Source organism: Streptomyces sp. NPDC005302 (assembly GCF_040607345.1).
Taxonomy (GTDB): Bacteria; Actinomycetota; Actinomycetes; order Streptomycetales; family Streptomycetaceae; genus Streptomyces.
The window spans coordinates 38585-56586 of record NZ_JBEXGN010000029.1 but is presented as its reverse complement, the minus strand read 5'-3'; the positions used below and the strand labels follow the sequence as shown (position 1 = coordinate 56586).

14 protein-coding genes are annotated in these 18002 nt (G+C 73.0%); 5 read left to right on the top strand and 9 right to left on the bottom strand.

Annotated features, from left to right (window positions below):
- Nucleotides 1-2: 2 nt before the first annotated feature.
- The 6 genes from ABZT74_RS31195 to ABZT74_RS31170 form a co-directional block, all read right to left on the bottom strand.
- Nucleotides 3-1022 carry an ABC transporter permease gene (locus tag ABZT74_RS31195; protein WP_355874045.1) on the bottom strand — a complete coding sequence of 340 codons (1020 nt, stop codon included), beginning with the start codon at nucleotides 1020-1022 and terminating at the stop codon, nucleotides 3-5.
- A complete protein-coding gene (locus tag ABZT74_RS31190; protein WP_356440425.1) occupies nucleotides 1019-2557 on the bottom strand; it encodes a sugar ABC transporter ATP-binding protein in 1539 nt (512 codons plus the stop codon). The genes ABZT74_RS31195 and ABZT74_RS31190 overlap by 4 nt, the downstream gene beginning before the upstream one ends.
- Nucleotides 2558-2674: 117 nt before the next feature.
- Nucleotides 2675-3856 carry an ROK family transcriptional regulator gene (locus ABZT74_RS31185; protein ID WP_355874052.1) on the bottom strand — a complete coding sequence of 394 codons (1182 nt, stop codon included), beginning with the start codon at nucleotides 3854-3856 and terminating at the stop codon, nucleotides 2675-2677.
- A gap of 240 nt (nucleotides 3857-4096) precedes the next feature.
- Nucleotides 4097-4771, bottom strand: a complete 675-nt coding sequence (locus tag ABZT74_RS31180; RefSeq protein ID WP_356173813.1) for a GntR family transcriptional regulator — start codon at nucleotides 4769-4771, stop codon at nucleotides 4097-4099.
- Nucleotides 4772-4949: 178 nt separating this feature from the next.
- Complete coding sequence (locus tag ABZT74_RS31175) at nucleotides 4950-5897, bottom strand: beta-ketoacyl-ACP synthase III (RefSeq protein ID WP_355874058.1); 948 nt, start codon at nucleotides 5895-5897, stop codon at nucleotides 4950-4952.
- Nucleotides 5898-6138: 241 nt separating this feature from the next.
- Nucleotides 6139-7470, bottom strand: coding sequence for an OFA family MFS transporter (locus ABZT74_RS31170; RefSeq protein WP_356440421.1), 1332 nt, complete (start codon nucleotides 7468-7470; stop codon nucleotides 6139-6141).
- A gap of 278 nt (nucleotides 7471-7748) precedes the next feature.
- On the opposite strand from ABZT74_RS31170, the gene ABZT74_RS31165 reads away from it, so the two are divergent.
- Together ABZT74_RS31165 and fdhD are read left to right on the top strand one after the other, a co-directional pair.
- A complete protein-coding gene (locus ABZT74_RS31165) occupies nucleotides 7749-8720 on the top strand; it encodes a 2-dehydropantoate 2-reductase (RefSeq protein ID WP_355874064.1) in 972 nt (323 codons plus the stop codon).
- Between the two features lie 168 nt (nucleotides 8721-8888).
- The gene (gene fdhD / locus ABZT74_RS31160) at nucleotides 8889-9752 is read left to right on the top strand and encodes a formate dehydrogenase accessory sulfurtransferase FdhD (protein ID WP_356440418.1); all 864 of its coding nucleotides are present in this window, start codon (nucleotides 8889-8891) and stop codon (nucleotides 9750-9752) included.
- A gap of 72 nt (nucleotides 9753-9824) precedes the next feature.
- On the opposite strand, the gene ABZT74_RS31155 is transcribed toward fdhD, so the two are convergent.
- Entirely contained in the window at nucleotides 9825-10640 is an 816-nt protein-coding gene (locus ABZT74_RS31155; RefSeq protein WP_356440415.1) for a LysR substrate-binding domain-containing protein, read from the bottom strand.
- A 140-nt stretch (nucleotides 10641-10780) separates the two neighbouring features.
- On the opposite strand from ABZT74_RS31155, the gene ABZT74_RS31150 reads away from it, so the two are divergent.
- Nucleotides 10781-11500 carry an SDR family oxidoreductase gene (locus ABZT74_RS31150; RefSeq protein ID WP_356440412.1) on the top strand — a complete coding sequence of 240 codons (720 nt, stop codon included), beginning with the start codon at nucleotides 10781-10783 and terminating at the stop codon, nucleotides 11498-11500.
- A gap of 1141 nt (nucleotides 11501-12641) precedes the next feature.
- Here ABZT74_RS31150 and ABZT74_RS31145 read toward each other — a convergent pair.
- Nucleotides 12642-13184 carry an isochorismatase family protein gene (locus ABZT74_RS31145; protein WP_355874076.1) on the bottom strand — a complete coding sequence of 181 codons (543 nt, stop codon included), beginning with the start codon at nucleotides 13182-13184 and terminating at the stop codon, nucleotides 12642-12644.
- Between the two features lie 387 nt (nucleotides 13185-13571).
- On the opposite strand from ABZT74_RS31145, the gene ABZT74_RS31140 reads away from it, so the two are divergent.
- Nucleotides 13572-15569: a sialidase family protein gene (locus ABZT74_RS31140; RefSeq protein ID WP_356440409.1), complete on the top strand. Its 1998-nt coding sequence runs from the start codon at nucleotides 13572-13574 to the stop codon at nucleotides 15567-15569.
- 10 nt (nucleotides 15570-15579) lie between these two features.
- Nucleotides 15580-16815, top strand: a complete 1236-nt coding sequence (locus tag ABZT74_RS31135; RefSeq protein WP_356440406.1) for a hypothetical protein — start codon at nucleotides 15580-15582, stop codon at nucleotides 16813-16815.
- On the opposite strand, the gene ABZT74_RS31130 is transcribed toward ABZT74_RS31135, so the two are convergent.
- Entirely contained in the window at nucleotides 16751-17887 is a 1137-nt protein-coding gene (locus tag ABZT74_RS31130; protein WP_355874083.1) for a bile acid:sodium symporter family protein, read from the bottom strand. The two genes, ABZT74_RS31135 and ABZT74_RS31130, sit on opposite strands and share 65 nt — an antisense overlap.
- Nucleotides 17888-18002: the final 115 nt, after the last annotated feature.

Sequence of the window (18002 nt, the reverse complement as noted above, 5' to 3'; positions counted from 1 at the left end):
TGTCAGGTCGTGCTTGCTGTGCGCCGCTGGACCAGGACCGCGGCGACGATGATCGCGCCCTTGGCGATCTGCTGGACGTCGCTCTGGAGGTTGTTCAGCGCGAAGATGTTGGTGATCGTCGTGAAGATGAGGACGCCCAGCACGGAGCCGGTGATGGTGCCGCGGCCGCCGCTGAGCAGGGTGCCGCCGATGATCGCGGCCGCGATGGCGTCGAGTTCGTACAGGTTGCCGTTGGTGTTCTGGCCGGAGCCGGACAGGATGATCAGCAGGAACGCGGCGATGCCGCAGCACAGTCCGGACAGCAGGTAGAGGTAGAGCCGCTGGCGTCGTACGTCGATGCCGGCGAGGCGGGCCGCCTCCGCGTTGCCTCCGACGGCGACGGTGCGGCGGCCGAAGGTGGTGCGGTTCAGGATCAGCCAGCCGATGACGGTGACGACGGCGAAGACGAGGACCAGCGGCGGGACGCCCAGTACGTACGCGTCGCGCTCACCGAGCCCGAGGACGCCGTCCACCGACACGATCTGGGTTCTGCCGTCGGTGATCTGCAGGGCGAGACCGCGGGCCGAGGCGAGCATGGCGAGCGTGGCGATGAAGGGCACCACCCCGCCGTAGGCGACGAGCAGTCCGTTGACGAGGCCGCAGCCCACGCCGACGAGCACCGCCGTGAGGAGGATGCCCGCGAAGCCGTACTCCTGGGTGGCGACCGTGGTCGCCCACACCGAGGACAGCGCGACGATCGCGCCGACCGACAGGTCGATGCCGCCGGAGGTGATGACGAAGGTCATGCCGACGGTGACGACACCGATCACCGAGGCCTGGGTGAGGACGAGTTGGAGGTTGCGGGTGTCGAGGAATTCTTCGGGCCGGGTCACCCCTCCGATGACCACGAGGACGGCGAGGACACCGAGAAGCGACAGGGTGCGGACGTCGGCGCGGGCCACGGCCGTTCGCCACGCGGGGAGTTCACCCGTCGACGGCACCTTGCCGGTGCCTTCCCGGGGCGGGGACACGTGCTGCGTCATGACGCCGGGCTCCCTTCACTGGCCACAGGGCTTCCTTCCATGACGAGGTCGAGTACGCGGTGTTCGTCCAGCTCCGCCGCCGGTGCCTCGTGGACGACGCGGCCCTCGCGGAGCACGAGGACCCGGTCGGCGAGCCCGAGCACCTCGGGCACCTCGCTGGAGACCAGCAGGACGGCGAGCCCCTCGTCGGCGAGCCGCCGGACGACGGCGTACAGCTCGGCGCGGGCGCCGACGTCGACCCCGCGGGTGGGTTCGTCGAGGAGCAGGACCCGGCAGCCGCGCAGCAGCCAGCGGGCGAGCACGGCCTTCTGCTGGTTCCCGCCGGACAGGGTGCGGACCGGCGCGGACGGGTTGTCGGGGCGCAGCGAGAGTTCCCGGGTCGCGGCCCGCGCCGCGACGCGCTCGGCGCGCCGGTCGATCCAACCGCCGTGCGCGTAGCGGGACATGGACGACACGGACACGTTGCGGGTGACGGACTCCAGCATCAGCAGGGCCTGGGCCTTGCGCTCCTCGGGGGCGAGGCCGAGCCCGGCGCGCACGGCGGCGCGCACGCTGCCGGTGCGCAGCGGTCTGCCGCCGACGGCGACCCGGCCGGTCGTGGGCCTGCGCGCCCCGTAGATCGTCTCCAGGATCTCGGAGCGTCCGGAGCCGACGAGCCCCGCGAGGCCGACGATCTCGCCGGGGCGCACGTCGAGGTCGAGCGGCGCGAACTCGCCCTCCCGGGACAGGCCCCGGACGGTGAGGACGGGGTCCGCCGCCGGCCGTCCGGTGGGCCGGACGGGGAAGGCGTACTCGACGTTCCGGCCGGTCATCAGGGCCACGACCTCGCGGGTCGGGGTGGATCTGGCGGGCAGTCCGCCCGCGACCGCGCGCCCGTCCTTCAGCACGGTGACCCGGTCGCCGATGCGGCGGATCTCCTCCAGCCGGTGCGAGATGTACACGACGGCGACGCCGCCCGCGGTCAGCCCGCCGACGATGCGGAAGAGGTTGTCGACCTCGTCGGGGTCGAGGGCGGCGGACGGCTCGTCCATGACGATCAGCCGTACGTCGTGGGAGAGCGCCCGGGCCATGGAGACGATCTGCTGCTGGGCCGCCGACAGGTCGCCGACGAGCCGCCCCGGACCGATCTCCGGATGTCCGAGCCGCTTGAGCAGCGCGCCGGTCGACGTCCTGGCGGCCTTCCCGCGCACGATGAATCCGGCGGTGGTGAGTTCGTGTCCGAGATGGACGTTCTCGGCCACCGACAGGCCCTCCACCAGGTCGAGTTCCTGGTAGATGGTGGCGATGCCGAGGCGCATCGCGGCGATCGGGGACCGGAGGGTGACGGGTTCGCCCCGCCAGGTGATGGTGCCGTCGTCGGGCTGGTGGGCGCCGGCCAGGACCTTGATGAGCGTGGACTTTCCGGCGCCGTTCTGGCCGAGCAGACAGTGGACCTCGCCTGCCTGCACGTCGAGGTCGACGCCGTCGAGGGCCCTGACGCCGGGGAACGACTTGGTGATGCCGGACATGGTGAGCAGCGGTGGTTCGGGTGCCATGACGGTTCCCCTTGGCAGGCGTGCGGGCCGGTTGCCGGGTGGTGCGCGTGCAGGGCGAGCTGTTTTCGGACACGGCGGAGCCGGGCGTCGTGCCGGTGCTCCGCGGTGGGGTGCGGGTTACGCGGGTGAGAACAGGTGGTCGCTGATCAGCCGAGCCCCGCCGATGACTCCGGCGGTCGGGCCCAGCTCCCCGAGGACGATGGGCAGGTTGCCGGTCGCGAGCGGAAGCGACTGGCGGTAGACCTGGGTGCGGATCGCGGCGAGCAGGGTGTGGCCGAGACCCGTCACCCCGCCGCCGATCACCACCAGGCCCGGATTGAAGAAGCTGACGAGTGCGGCGATGACCTGGCCGGTGCGGTTGCCGCCCTCCCGGATCAGGTCGAGCGCCGTGGCGTCGCCCGCCGCGGCGGCCGCGGCGACGTCGACGGCGGTGAGGCCGCCGTTCGCCTCCAGCCGCGCGGCGAGTTCGGCCGACCGTCCCTGGTGGGCGGCCTCCACGGCGTCGCGCGCGAGCGCGGCTCCGCTGAAGTGGGCCTCCAGGCAGCCCCGGTTGCCGCAGGCGCACGGACGTCCGCCGGGCACGGACTGGATGTGCCCGATGTCCCCCGCGCTGCCCGTGGCCCCGCGGTGCACCTCTCCGCCGACGACGATGCCGCAGCCGATGCCGGTGCCGATCTTGACGCAGAGGAAGTCGCCCACGGAGCGGGCGACGCCCGCGTGCTGCTCCCCCATCGCCATCAGGTTCACGTCGTTGTCGACCATGACCGGGCAGCCCAGTTCCTGGCTGAGTGCCTCGCGGACCGGGAAGCCGTCCCAGCCGGGCATGATCGGCGGGGCGACCGGTACGCCTTCGGGGAAGCGGACCGGTCCCGGGACGCCGATGCCTGCGCCGTCGAAGCCCTCCGCGAACCCCGAGTCCTTCAACTTCGCTGCCATGCCCAGGACTTGTTCGAAGACCGCGACCGGTCCCTCGCGGACGTCCATGGGCTGGTTGATGTGTCCCAGGATCTCCAGTTCGGCGTTGGTGACGGCCACGTCGACCGAGGTGGCCCCGATGTCGACCCCCAGGAAGCGCAGCGCCGGCGCGAGCCGGATGTTGTGGGAGCGGCGGCCGCCGCGTGAGGCGGCGAGGCCGTCCGCCACGACGAGCCCGGTCTCCAGGAGCCGGTCCACCTCGACGGCCAGCTTCGACCGGGACAGGTCGATCCGGTCGCCGAGCTGGGCACGGGAGTTGGGGCCGTCGTCACGCAACAGCCGCAGCAGCCTGGCCTGATGGGCGTTCGCGGGTCGTGCCGTCATGCGTCTCACGAGCCCCTCCCCGCCCCACCGGCCTGCGTCCGTACGTTTCCGGCCACACGCACCGGTCGCGCTTTCGAGGGGAACGTAGCAGCGGCTGCCGGAGGTGGGAAGAAGTAGCGCAGCAATCGGCACCCACTTTCTCCACTCCGTGGACAAAGACGGGCGCGCGGGCATCCTTCGGACCGCCGCCGGCGACGCCACGGACGGTGGGCGGGGCGGTCGACTTCGGTGTTCAGCGAGTTACTTGGCGCGGTCGTGGTACATCTTCCGGGTGTGCTCCGTGTGGGCCCTCATGACCGCGGTGGCGCGCTGGCCGTCGCGTCCCGCGATCGCGGCGATCAGCTCGCGGTGCTCGATCCAGGACTGCTTGCCGCGCTGCCGGGCGACCGGTGTGTAGTACCAGCGGACCCGGCGGTCGACCTGCGCGGCGAGCTCCGCGAGCACCGTGTTCCCGGCGAGTTCCATGACCTTGGCGTGCAGCCGGGCGTTCAGCGCGACCGCGGCGTCCACGTCGTCGGCGGCCACCGCCCGCTCGCCCTGTGCGCACAGGTCCTCCAGTGCGCTGATCGCGTCGCTGCCCGCGTTGGCGGCCGCGAGCCGGGCCGCCTCGGCCTCCAGGAGCGTGCGCACCGTGAGGAGCTGGTCGGCCTCCTCCTCGGTCGGCTCGTGCACGAACGCGCCCTGGGCGGGCCGCAGATCGACCCAGCCCTCCGTGCTCAGCCGCTGCAGCGCCTCCCGTACCGGCTGCCGGGACACCCCGAGATGGCCGGCGAGTTCGCTCTCGACGAGGTGCTGGCCCGGCTGGAGGGCGCGGGTCGTGATGAGTTCGAGCAGCGCCTCGTACACGCGGTCGCGCAGCGGGCCCGGCCGTTCGAGCTTGGGTACCGCTCCCTGAGGCAGTCCTGCCGACAACATCACGGTCCCTCCTGGGCAGCGCCGTCGCCGCGATAGGGAAAGTCAATTATGAATTGTCTTTCGCCTACAGTCTACGGCGCACAAAGCCACGTGGGCACGGGAGTTGGGCCTGTCACACGGGGGTGGGCCGGATCCCGGCCGAGCCCGCCGGCAGCTCGGGCGGGCGGCGGGAGCCGGATCAGGGGCAGCGGACGACCTGTCCCGCGTACGAGAGGTTGCCGCCGAAACCGAACAGCAGGACCGGGTCGCCCGAGGAGATCTCGCCGCGCTCGACGAGCTTGGAGAAGGCGAGGGGGATGCTCGCGGCCGAGGTGTTCCCGGACTCGACGACGTCCCGCGCGACGACGGCGTTGACCGCGCCGATCTTCTGGGCGAGCGGCTCGATGATGCGCAGGTTCGCCTGGTGCAGGACGACGCCGGCGAGGTCCTCGGGGGTGAGGCCGGCCCGCTCGCAGGCCTTGCGGGCGATCGGCGGGAGCTGGGTGGTCGCCCAGCGGTAGACGCTCTGGCCCTCCTGCGCGAAGCGCGCGGGGGTGCCCTCGATGCGGACCGCGTGCCCCATCTCGGGCACCGAGCCCCACAGCACCGGGCCGATGCCGGGCTCCGCACCCGGCGCGCAGGCCTCGACGACGGCGGCGCCCGCGCCGTCCCCGACCAGGACGCAGGTCGTGCGGTCGGTCCAGTCCGCCACCTCGGACATCTTGTCGGCCCCGATGACCAGCGCCCGGGTCGCGGCACCGGCGCGCACGGCGTGGTCGGCCGTGGCGAGGGCGTGCGTGAAACCGGCGCAGACGACGTTGACGTCCATGGCGGCCGGGGAGGGGATGCCGAGGCGGGCGGCGACCCGGGCGGCCATGTTCGGGGAGCGGTCGACGGCGGTGGACGTGGCGACGAGCACCAGGTCGATGTCGCCCGGCGTCAGTCCCGCGGCGGCGAGCGCCTTGGCGGCAGCGTGCGCGGCCAGCTCGTCGACCGGCTCGTCGGGCCCGGCGATGTGCCGCGTCCGGATGCCGACCCGGCTCCTGATCCACTCGTCGCTGGTGTCGACCATGCCCGCCAGGTCCTCGTTGGTGAGTACCTTGGCGGGCTGGTAATGGCCGACGGCGGCGATCCGTGAGCCGTTCATGAGTGGTCCCCCTCGTTGCCTTGGGTAGCGGGATCCACCAGTCTGATCAGTGACTCACGGGTACGACGGCAGGTGATGCCACAGGATCTGGGCGCCAGGCTTGTCGGCTTCTGTCAGACTCTCGGCCAGCCCGAACACTCACCCACTGAACAGTTGTGTCGCTTTCTGTACCAGCTCATAGACGCCATAGCACAGGGGTGCGCCCACCCAGAGCCAGGCGAAGACGATGAGCGGTCGCCGGTCAGGCGGACTCGGGCTGCTGTCGTGCGACATCGGCTGCCTCCCTCGGTGCGGGGACGTGGTGGCGGGGGTGGACGGGCCGCACGAACTCGTTGGCGACGAAGCCTACGACGAGCAGCCCGATCATGATCAGGAACGACATGCCGTAGAGGGCCGAGCCGTGTTTGCCGGCCGCCTCCTGGTGGTCCGCGATCCGGTTGACGATCAGCGGTCCGAGCACGCCCGCCGTGGACCAGGCGGTGAGCAGCCGTCCGTGGATCGCACCGACCTGGTAGGTGCCGAAGAGGTCCTTCAGGTACGCCGGAACGGTGGCGAAGCCCCCGCCGTAGAAGGAGAGGATCACCAGGGCGCCGACGATGAACAGCGGCTTGGAGGAGTCCCCGAACCAGGCGATGAGCGCGTACATGAGCGCGCCGACGCCGAGGTAGAGGCGGTAGATGTTCTTGCGGCCGATCAGGTCGGAGGTCGAGGACCAGCCGATCCGGCCCGCCATGTTGGCGGCGGACAGCAGGGCGACGAAGCCAGCCGCGGCGGAGACGGACACGGGGGTGGAGCTGTCGGCGAAGAAGTCCGTGATCATCGGGGCGGCCTTCTCCAGGATGCCGATGCCCGCGGTCACGTTCATGCAGAGCACGATCCACAGGCACCAGAACTGCGGGGTGCGCACCGCGCTGCGCGCCGAGACCTGGACGCCGTCGAGCGCGCTCGGCCCGGAGGCGACCGGCCGCTCACCGCGCGGAACGCGCACCAGCAGGACACCGAGCGTCATGAAGAGGGCGTACGTCAGTCCGTGCACGAGGAACGCGAGGGCGATGCCGGAGGAGTCGGACCCGAAGGACTTCAGCATCTGGGCGGACCAGGGCGAGGCGATCAGCGCGCCGCCGCCGAAGCCCATGATCGCGATGCCGGTGGCCATGCCCGGCCGGTCCGGGAACCACTTGATCAGGGTGGACACCGGCGAAATGTAGCCGATGCCGAGGCCGATCCCGCCGACGAATCCGTAGCCGAACACGATCAGCCAGTACTGCTCGGTGGCGGCGCCGAGCGCGGAGATCAGGAAGCCGGAGGAGAAGCAGACGAGGGCGACGGTCATCGCCCAGCGCGGGCCGTTGCGCTCGACGAGCGTGCCGCCGAACGCGGCGGACAGGCCGAGCATCACGATGCCGAGCTGGAAGGGCAGCGCGCTCTCGGTCCCGCTGAGACCGAGCGCGGACTCCAGCGGCGGCTTGAAGACGCTCCAGGCGTACGCCTGGCCGATGGAGAGGTGGACCGACAGGGCGGCCGGCGGGACGAGCCAGCGGCTCCAGCCGGGGGGTGCGACAGGGGGGCTCATGATCCGGAACGATAGGAAGCGGTTGCCCGGCTGGGAAGCCGCGTGACGCAAACCGGCGGGACGCGTGCGACGAGCGGTCCTCCTGACGCGACGAACGGTCGTGGACGCCGGCCGAGCGGGCCCGCGGACGCCGGCGGGGTCGCGCGCGTGGCTGATTCACGTACTGCGCACGGTGGTTGTCGAATCCCTTGCCGCGACTCATTCCATCCTGTAGACAATATTTCGTCGACAGAGTTCGGCAGTTCCTCGGTACCCTCGACCGAACGGAGCGCCACACAGTGAGAGTCGCAGTTCTCGGCGCCGGTGCGATCGGCGCCTACGTCGGCGCCGCGCTGCACCGGGCGGGCGCCGACGTGCATCTCGTGGCCCGTGGACCGCATCTCGCGGCCATGCGGCAGCACGGCGTCCAAGTCCTCAGCCCGCGCGGCGACTTCACCGCCCGGGCCCATGCCACCGACGACCCGGCCGAGATCGGTCCGGTCGACTACGTCTTCCTCGGCCTCAAGGCCAACTCGTACGCGGCGTGCGGGCCGCTCATCGAGCCGCTGCTGCACGACACCACGGCGGTGATCGCCGCCCAGAACGGGATCCCCTGGTGGTACTTCCACCGGCACGGCGGACCCTACGACGGTCACCGCGTGGAGAGCGTGGACCCCGGCGGCGCGGTCAGTGCGGTGCTCGCGCCGGAGCGGGCCATCGGCTGCGTCGTGTACGCCGCCACGGAACTGGAGGGGCCCGGCGTCGTCCGCCATCTCGAAGGCACCCGGTTCTCCATCGGGGAACCGGACCGGTCCGTCTCGGCACGCTGCCGGGCGTTCGGCGACGCGATGCGGGACGGCGGGCTGAAGTGCCCGGTCGAGCCGGACCTGCGCAACGATATCTGGCTCAAGCTGCTCGGCAACATCTCCTTCAACCCGATCAGCGCACTCGCCCGCGCCACGATGCGGCAGATGTGCCTGCACGGCGGGACGCGCAAGGTCATCGAGATCATGATGACCGAGACGCTGAGCGTCGCCGAGGCACTCGGCTGCGAGGTGGGGGTGTCCATCGAGCGTCGCCTCGCGGGCGCCGAGCGGGTCGGGGACCACCGCACCTCCACGCTCCAGGACCTGGAGCGCGGTAAGCCCCTTGAACTCGACGTGCTGCTCGCGGCCGTCGTGGAACTCGCCGAGATCACCGGGGTGCCGGTGCCGACCCTGCGCACCGTCCACGCCATCTCGGACCTGCTCGCGCTGCGGACGGCGGCATGAGCGCGGAGCGGGCCGCGGGGCCGGGCGGCATGCGGTCCGCTCCGTCCGTGCAGGACAATGAGGACCTGACGGTCACCCGGTCGCGCGACGGGCCGGTGACCCGCACGGCAACCGCCGCACAAGGGCCTCTTCGGCCGGCCGCACGACAGAACCGGGACTGATCAGGACATGGGACGAGTCACGGAACGACGCAAGGTGATCCGCATCCGGGACGGGGCCGTGAACACCCGCCCCGACACGCTCGTCGCCGAGGAGCCACTGGAGATCCGTCTCAACGGCAAGCCCCTCGCCATCACGATGCGCACCCCGGGCGACGACTTCGCGCTCGCGGCGGGCTTCCTGGTCAGCGAGGGGGTGCTCGGCGCGGCCGAAGAACTGCAGAACATCGTGTACTGCGCGGGCGCCACCGTGGACGGCTCCAACAGCTACAACGTCGTCGACGTACGGACCGCGCCGGGCGTCGTCATCCCCGACATCACGCTCGAACGCAACGTGTACACGACGTCCTCCTGCGGCCTGTGCGGCAAGGCGAGCCTCGACGCGGTCCGCACCACGGCCCGCTGGCCCGTCGACGACACGGCGGGCGACACCACTCCCCCGGTGCGGCTGGAGCCCGAGCTGCTCGCGCGCCTCCCCGACCGGCTGCGCGCGGCGCAGCAGGTCTTCGACCGGACCGGGGGTCTGCACGCGGCGGCGCTGTTCACCGAGGAGGGCGAGCTGGTCGACGTCCGCGAGGACGTGGGCCGGCACAACGCGGTCGACAAACTGGTCGGCCGTGCCCTGCAGAACGGCACGCTCCCGCTGTCCCGGACGGTCCTGCTGGTCTCCGGCCGGGCCTCCTTCGAGCTGGCGCAGAAAGCGGTGATGGCCGGTATCCCGGTGCTGGCGGCGGTCTCCGCCCCGTCGTCGCTCGCGGTCGACCTGGCCGCGGAGACCGGCCTGACCCTGGTCGGCTTCCTGCGCGGCTCCAACATGAACGTGTACGCGGGCGAGCACCGGATCGCTCTGCGGGCCGCGGCCGCCCAGGGCTGACCAGGCTCCCCGCTACACGGCGGCGGGGCCCCGAACGGCGGGGTGCGCCCCCTGCGCCGGAGGGGCCCCGCCTCAGCCGCGTACCCCCGCGACCTCGGCGAACGCGGCGACCAGGGGTGCGCGGCGGCCCGCCTCCCAGGCGAGGAACACCTGGTCGGGCGGGGCGTCCGTGACGGGCACGTAGGCGATGTCCGGACGGGAGTACGTCGCGGCCACGGACTCCGGTACGAGCGTGATGCCGGCGCCGCCCGCCACGCGCTCGAACTTCTCCTCGACGGTCCGGATCGGTGTGTCGTCCGGACCGGGGTCGGAGTAGCGCAGCCGCCTCTCGCCGTCCAGGTCGCAGAGGACGAGCTCCTGTTTCCCGGCGAGCCGATGAGCGGCCGGCAGCATGGCGACCATGGCCTCGCCGAACAGGGGCAGCAGGGTGAGTCCCCGCTCGTCGACGGGCCCGCGGACGAAGGCGACGTCGACGGTCCCGTCGAGGATCAGCCGCTCCTGGTCGTCCCACTCCACGCGGCGGGCGGCCACGTCGACGTCGGGATGGCCGGCGGAGAAGGCGCGCAGGGCGTGGGTGACGACGACCCCGGCCCGGAAGCCCACGACGAGCCGGCGCGGGCCGCGGGCCGCACGGTGTGCCCGCCGCCGGGCGGCTTCGGCGGCGGCGAGCAACGGGCCGGAGTCGTCGAGGAGTTGGCGTCCGGCGGCCGTCAACCGGACACCGTGGCTGTCGCGGTCGAAGAGCACCGCGTCCAAGTCCTTCTCCAGGGACCTGATCTGACGGCTCAGCACCGGCTGGGCGATGTGCAGCCGCTCCGCGGCGCGGCCGAAGTGCAGCAGTTCGGCCACGGTCACGAAGTAGCGGACCTTGCGCAGGTCGAGGTCCACGGCCGCTCCTTCCGTCCGTCCGGTGGCGATGCCTTCAGGGTATCGCCGGCGCCGGAAGAGGTCTTGGACGGCGGGGCGGTACCGCGCGCAGGCTTGCGGACACCGGGGCGGCCCCGGGGAACACGTGGAAGGGAACGGACATGGGTCTGCGAGGACAGCGGGTCGTCGTGATCGGCGGTACGGCGGGGATCGGGTTCGCGGTCGCGGAGGCGGCGGCGCGGGAGGGGGCCGAGGTGGTGGTCGCCTCGCGCCGCCGGGAGAGCGTGGACGCCGCGCTGAAGAGGCTGCCCGCGGGCGCCGAGGGGGAGGTGCTGGACGCCACCGACGAGGAGGCGGTGCGGGAGTTCTTCGGCCGGGTCGGCGCGTTCGACCATCTCGTCTACACCGCCGGTGAGTCCCTGCTGCTGGAGAGCCTCGCCGAGTCGGACCTGACGCGGGCCCGGGGTTTCCTGGACACCCGGCTGTGGGGTGCGTACACGGCCGTGAAGCACGGCGCGCCGGCGATCCGGGAGGGCGGTTCCGTGGTCCTGACGACCGGTACGGCCGGGCGCCGGCCCATGCCGGGGACGACGGTCGCGGCGAGCCTGTGCGGGGCGATGGAGTCACTCACCCGGGCTCTGGCCCTGGAACTCGCGCCGCTCCGGGTGAACGCCGTCTCGCCGGGGGTGGTGCGCACCGAGCTGTGGCGGGACCTGCCCGCGCAGGACCGCGACGGACTGTTCGCGTCCGCCGCCGGCTCGCTCCCCGTCGGCCGGGCGGGCGAACCGGAGGACATCGCCGAGGCCTACCTCTACCTGATGCGCGGCGGCTACACCACCGGCTCGGTGGTCGTGGTGGACGGGGGCGGGGTTCTGGTCTGAGGACCGGGCCGCCCGGGCGTGTGACACCGGGCCGAAAGCGGGACGCCGGCCCGCGACCCGATCCGGCCGTCGGCGTCGAAGATGCGGCCGGCCACGCACGCTTCGGCGTCCTGTTCGCGCCGCTGGACGCCGGGGTGCCGAGGCCCAGATCGCACACGCCGAGACCGGGGCGTCCCGAACGGCCCCCACATCACCCTGCGCCGACTCGCAGGGCGGTCCGGCGCGCACGCCGGGCCGCGCCGACCGGTGGGACGCCGCGTCGAGGGGGGCCTCCCGCCGGTACGCGCACCGCGACGCGCACGCCGGGCCAGGGTGACCGGTGGGACGCACCGCGTCGAGGGGGCCTCCCACCGCTACGCACACCGCGACGCGGTGCGTCTCACCCGCTCCGCCCCGGCGTCCGGGCATCACCACCGGGGCCGTACCCCCGGCACGCCACCGGCGCCCCGGGCTCACCTCGGCGGGCGCACCGGCTCCCGCCGCCCCCGCGACGCGAGGAGGAAGCACGCCCGCTCCGGCGGCACCCCGGCGACCGGTGCGACACCGCGTCGAGGGGGCCTCCCGCCGGTACGCGTACCGCGACGCACACGCCGGGCCGGGGTGACCGATGGGACGCACCGCATCGACGGGCCCTCCCACCCGTACACACACACCGCGACCTCGGAGCATCTCACCGCACCGGCCCCGGTCCGCGCGTCACCACCGGGGCCGTGCCCCGGCACGCCACCGGCTCCCGGCTCACCTCGGCGGGCGCACCGGCTCTGCCGCCCCCGCGGCACGAGGAGCAGGCACGCCGGCACCCCGGCGACCGGTGGGACACCGCGTCGAGGGGGGCCTCCCACCGGTACGCGCACCGCGACGCGCACGCCGCGCAGGGGTGACCGATGGGACGCACCGCATCGACGGGGCCTCCCACCCATACGCACGCCACGACGTCGGAGAGGCTCACCGGCACACCACCGGCGTCCGCGCGTCACCACCGGGGCCATGCCCCGGCACGCCACCGGCGCCCCGGGCTCACCTCGGCGGGCGCACCGGCTCCCGCCGCCCCCGCGACACGAGGAGGAGGCGCGCCGACTCCCCCCGGCACCCGCCTCACTTCGCCGCGTGGTGCGGCGCACCGGCCTCCCCGGTACGCCGCTCACCGGGCCGCGAAGCGCACCTCCGCCGCGGTCACGACGGTGCCGAGGCGGGGGAAGTCCAGCCGGACGGAGGCGTCGTGCTCGGGCGCGGTGAACGCGGCCATCGCGTCCTCGACGAAGACGAGGTCGTAGCCGAGGTCGCCGGCGGCGCGCGCGGTCGACTCGACCCCCAGGTTCGTGGCGATCCCGCCGAACACCACGGTGGAGACGCCGTGTTCGCGCAGCTTGTCGTCGAGACCGGTGCCCTGGAACCCGCCGATGGTCCGCTTCACGATCTCCAGGTCGCCGGCCTCGGCGAGCCCGGCGACGAGGCCGCTGCCCGGGGGCTGTTCGGGCACTCCGGACCGCTCGACCCGGACGAGCACGACAAGCGCGCCCGCCTTGCGGAAGGTGGCCGCCAACTCCTCGGCGGTGGCGAGGACTTCGGTGCCCTTGTGAGGCGCCAGGGGCAGCGCCACGATGCGCTCCATCAGATCGACGAGCACCAGGGCGGTGCACGCCGGATCGAGGGCGAGGCGGGGTTCGGCTTCGGGTGCGGTCATGACGGAACGTTAGCCCGCATCAGCCGTCCGTACCGGAAATCCGGATCAACAAGCCCGTGAACTGCTCCCGCCGGGCCGTCGGGCGTGGCACGGCAGGCCGGCGCGGCCCGCGTTCCGGCGGTCCGCGCCCTCCCGCCGTACGGCAACGAGCCGACACGCGCGGCCGTGCCGCGTCCGGCCCTCCCGGGACGGGCCGGGGCAAGGTGATCTTGTGCCCGGACGCTCCGTCCGCTCGTCGTGGGGCAGGCGAAAATCTGGCGTGAACACGACCGGTGCATGCTCCTTGTGAGGTGCGTGAGTGCCCAAGTAGCGTCTGCGGCGCGAACGTTGGACGTGGGATGTCCAGAGAATCCGGATTGCCCAGCCGTACGAAGGGCAGGTCGCACCATGCCGTCACGCCTCCGCAGCCGTCTGAGATCCGTCCTCGCCACGCGACCGGGCCCGGGCTGCGCCTCCCGCCCGCGCCACCGCTCCCGTCCGGTCGCCGCCCTCACCGCCCTCCTCGGCGCCGCCGCCCTGCTCACGCTGCCCGGCACGGCACACGCGTCACCTGCCGAGACCGCCCCGGCGGCCCCGGCCCGCACCGCCACTGCCGCCACTGCCGCCACTACCGCCACCGCGCCCGGCCCGTTCGAACAGCAGGTGCTGTTCAAGGTCTCCCAGGACCCGGGCTACGCCTGCTTCCGCATCCCGTCCGTCGTACGGACCACCGACGGGACGCTGCTGGCGTTCGCCGAGGGACGCGTCCTGAACTGCGGTGACGCGGCGGACATCGACATCGTCGTCAAGCGGTCCGGCGACGGCGGGCGCACCTGGAGCCCGCTGCGGGTCGTCAACGACGGGGGCGGCGACACCCACGGCAACCCCACCCCGGTCGTCGACCGCGAGACCGGCCGGATCCTGCTCGCCGAGACGTACAACACGGGCCGGACCGACAGCGCGAGCTGCTCCGTACCGTGCGACCGCACCCCGCACCTCCAGTACAGCGACGACGACGGTCTCACCTGGTCGCAGCCGCGCGACCTGAGCGACGAGATCCTGCCCGCGAACTGGAACTCGTGGTACGCCACCGGCCCGGTGCACGGCATCCAGCTCACCCGCGGACGGCACGCGGGACGCCTGGTCTTCGCCGTCAACACCGAGACGTGGAGCGGCGGTCGGGTCACCGCCAACAACGCCGCGCTCGTCACCAGCGACGACGGCGGCGACCACTGGGACATCGGCGCGCGGGACTCCTGGCCGATCGCCGACGACGGGACCTTCCGGCAGAAGCCCTCCGAGATGACGCTCACCGAGCGGACCGACGGATCGGTCCTGGTCAGCGGCCGCGAGCAGGACGGCACCGACCTGGGGCACCGCACCCAGGCGGTGAGCCGGGACGGCGGCGACAGCTTCGTGTCGCCCTTCGCCGCCCTCCCCGACCTGTACGCGCCCCAGGTGCAGGGCTCGGTCCTGCGCGTCGGCGACCGGATCCTGCTGGCCTGCCCGGGCGACCCGGACCGCCGCCGGACCATGATGATCCGCTCCTCCTACGACGGCGGACGCACCTGGGACAGCGTCGACCGCGGCAGCGTCGTGACCACAGACTGGTCGGGCTACTCCGACCTCGTTCGCGTCGACGGCGACGCCGTGGGCCTGTTGTACGAAGGCGGCGCGGTCGACGCCCGCGACGAGATCCGCTTCGCCCGCTTCACCGAGGACTGGCTCCGCCCCCGCCGGGGCCCCGACCCGACGACCGCCGACCTCGTGCCGTTCGCCCGGCCGGCCGCGGTCCTCGGCGGCGCCCGCGAGACGGCCGGCGTGCGCGGCGGCGCGCTGGAGTTCGACGGCACCGACGACGCCGTACGGCTGCCCTACAGCAGCCGGCTGCCGCTGGGTGCCAAGGACTTCACCGCCTCCCTGTGGTTCCGCTACACGGCCACCAGCGGTGAACAACCGCTGCTGTGGATGGGCGGGATCGGTACGACCCAGCCGCAGGTGTGGGTGCGCGGGGAGCCCGCGTCCGGCCGGATCACCGGTCTCATCACCACCAGGAGCGGCGCGGCGGCCCCGGCCACGGCGTCCGTGCGGACCGCCGGCGCGTACAACGACGGCCAGTGGCACCATCTGGCGCTGCGCCGGGGCGGCGGACAGCTCACCCTGTCCGTCGACGGGACGACCGTCGGCGCCGCGGACGTGCCCGGATCGGTCAGCCGGAACGCGCCGTTCGGGGTGCACGTCGGCCAACGGATGGACAGCCGGGCCTACTTCACGGGTGCCATCGACGACGTGCGGGTCAACGACCGGGCGTTGAGCGACGCCGAACTGGCGGCCGGGCCCCCGGAGCACATGACCCGCGACACCGTCCTGTGGCTCCCCATGGACCGGGTGGGCGGGGGCCACTAACGTCCCGTCCGTGCCCGACGACGCGCGAACGCGACGGCGGACCGGGGCCGGACTCGGCGTCCTGCTGGCCCTGGTCTCGGCCGCCGTGCTGCTCACCGCCCTCCCGGACCACGACCGGGAGGGCGGCGGCACGTGCGCCGCGCGCACCCTGCGGTCCTGGTCCCCGGACGCTCGGCACACGGACGCGTTCGCCCGGTACGGGGACGACGCCGGCCGCGCCGACGACTGGACCGGCGGCGACGGCACCCACTCGGTGCGGCTGCCGGACGGCCGGGTGCTGTGGCTGTTCTCGGACACCTATCTCGGGCAGGTGTACGCACCGCCGAACCCGGTCGGCGAGTCCTATGCCTGGCGCGACGCGGGCACCCCCCTGGTGCGCAACGCGGCGGTCGTGATGTCACGCGACGGCAGACCGCTGAGCACCCTGCCCGCGCCGCTCTTCCCGGACCCGGCCCCGCAGCAGTGGCGCTGGCCGGTGGCCGCCCGCGTCGAATCCCGCTCCCCCGGCTCGGGCGAGCAGGTCCTGCGCGTCCTGCTGTGGACGCGCGCCACGGGCCCCGCGCCCTGGATCTACGGGGTGCCGACGGCCACCGAGGTCGCCACCCTGTCCCTGCCCGGGCTGCGCCTCGAAGGGGTCACCACGGTCCTGGACCAGCGTCAGGTGGCGGACGCCTCCCGGCGCGTCCTCTTCGGCACCGCGGCCGTCGACGCGGGCGGCTGGACCTACGTCTTCGGCGGCGACGACGGCCGCGCCGTCGGCCGTTCCGCCTCGCGGGCCTATGTGGCGCGGGTGCCGCGCGGCCGGCTCGGCGAGCCGGGCGCCTGGGAGTACTGGGACGGCACGGCCTGGACGGTGCGCGGGCTTCCCGCGCCGGTGCTCGGGGACGGCCAAAACACCGGCGTGGGCAGCGCGTTCACCGTCGTGCGGGACGGCGGCACGTACGTCCTGTTCACCATGGCGACGGGCGCGGCGGGCCTGACCACGGTCACCTCCTACTGGGCGTGCGCCCCCACCGGGCCCTGGCACGGGCCCGCCCGGGGCTTCAGCCCTCCGCTGCCGCCGGGCGAGGTGGCCGCCTACAACCCGCAGGCGCATCCCGAACTGGACGACGGCGGCCGGATCGTCCTGAGCTACGACGTCAACTGGCTGGACGTCACGGGCGGTGCGGCACAGACACACCTCAGCCGGAACGTGTCCCTGTACCGACCGCGCTTCGTGACGCTGCGCCTGGGGGCACCCTCCTAGCGCTCCCGGCCGATCCGGTGGCGCCGCCCGCGCCGCGTGTTCCGCCGGTGCCTCTCGTCCCGTCCGGCCGGTCCGGGCCGGTTCCGTCGGCCGGCCCCGCCACCTCGGGGTCGCGGGCGCGGCGCTTGGCGATCACCGCGCACACCATCAGCTGCATCTGGTGGAAGAGCATCAACGGGAGGACGGCGAGTGAGGCGTGCGCGCCGAACAGGACGCTGGCCATGGGGAGTCCGGAGGCGAGCGACTTCTTCGACCCGGCGAACTGGATGGCGACGCGGTCCGCCCGTCCGAAGTGCAGCGCCTTCCCGCCGTACCAGGTGAGGGCCAGCATCACGGCGAGCAGCACCGCCTCGACGACCAGCAGTCCCGCCAGCCGGACCGCGCTGACCTGGTGCCAGATGCCCTGCACCATGCCCTCGCTGAACGCGGTGTAGACGACGAGCAGGATCGAACCGCGGTCGACGTAACCGAGGACCTTCTTGTGCCGGGTGATGAACGCGCCGATCCAGCGCCGCAGCACCTGCCCGGCGACGAACGGCACCAGCAGCTGCAGCACGATCTTGACGAGCGAGTCGGCGGAGAACCCGCCTCCGCTGCTGCCGAGCAGGGCGGCGGCGAGCAGCGGGGTGATCACGATGCCGGCCAGCGAGGAGAAGGAGCCCGCGCAGATCGCGGCGGGTACGTTGCCGCGCGCGATCGAGGTGAAGGCGATCGACGACTGGATGGTCGAGGGGACCAGGGTGAGGAACAGCAGACCGGTGTACAGGTCGTGCGTCAGGAACACCGGGACCAGGCCGCGGGCGGCGAGGCCGAGCAGCGGGAACACCACGAAGGTGCACACGAGCACCGTGGTGTGCAGCCGCCAGTGCTTGACGCCCTCCACCGCCTCACGGGTCGACAGGCGGGCGCCGTAGAGGAAGAAGAGGAACGCGATCGCCGCCGTGGACGCCCCGGAGGCGACGTCCGCTCCCGTACCGCTCGCGGGGAACAGGGCGGCGAGCCCCACGGTCCCGAGCAACAGCAGGATGTACGGATCGATCGGCATCCAACTCGGCCACTGCAGGCGTTTCACGGTGCTCCACTGCTCGTTCGGTGCGTCGGTCGGGGCCGTCGGAGGTGCCGTTCGGACCGGCCCGGGTCGTGCCCTCTCCATCGTCCTCTCCCCTTCCGCGATCGGGAATCCTTCA

What these genes read in the sequence shown, in the direction of transcription:
- fdhD (WP_356440418.1), top strand. Translation starts at nt 8,889, where the DNA reads ATGGGACGAGTCACGGAACGACGCAAGGTGATCCGCATCCGGGACGGG.
- ABZT74_RS31150 (WP_356440412.1), top strand. Translation starts at nt 10,781, where the DNA reads ATGGGTCTGCGAGGACAGCGGGTCGTCGTGATCGGCGGTACGGCGGGG.
- ABZT74_RS31180 (WP_356173813.1), bottom strand. Translation starts at nt 4,771, where the DNA reads ATGTTGTCGGCAGGACTGCCTCAGGGAGCGGTACCCAAGCTCGAACGG.
- ABZT74_RS31195 (WP_355874045.1), bottom strand. Translation starts at nt 1,022, where the DNA reads ATGACGCAGCACGTGTCCCCGCCCCGGGAAGGCACCGGCAAGGTGCCG.
- ABZT74_RS31140 (WP_356440409.1), top strand. Translation starts at nt 13,572, where the DNA reads ATGCCGTCACGCCTCCGCAGCCGTCTGAGATCCGTCCTCGCCACGCGA.
- ABZT74_RS31170 (WP_356440421.1), bottom strand. Translation starts at nt 7,470, where the DNA reads ATGAGCCCCCCTGTCGCACCCCCCGGCTGGAGCCGCTGGCTCGTCCCG.
- ABZT74_RS31185 (WP_355874052.1), bottom strand. Translation starts at nt 3,856, where the DNA reads ATGACGGCACGACCCGCGAACGCCCATCAGGCCAGGCTGCTGCGGCTG.
- ABZT74_RS31145 (WP_355874076.1), bottom strand. Translation starts at nt 13,184, where the DNA reads ATGACCGCACCCGAAGCCGAACCCCGCCTCGCCCTCGATCCGGCGTGC.
- ABZT74_RS31190 (WP_356440425.1), bottom strand. Translation starts at nt 2,557, where the DNA reads ATGGCACCCGAACCACCGCTGCTCACCATGTCCGGCATCACCAAGTCG.
- ABZT74_RS31175 (WP_355874058.1), bottom strand. Translation starts at nt 5,897, where the DNA reads ATGAACGGCTCACGGATCGCCGCCGTCGGCCATTACCAGCCCGCCAAG.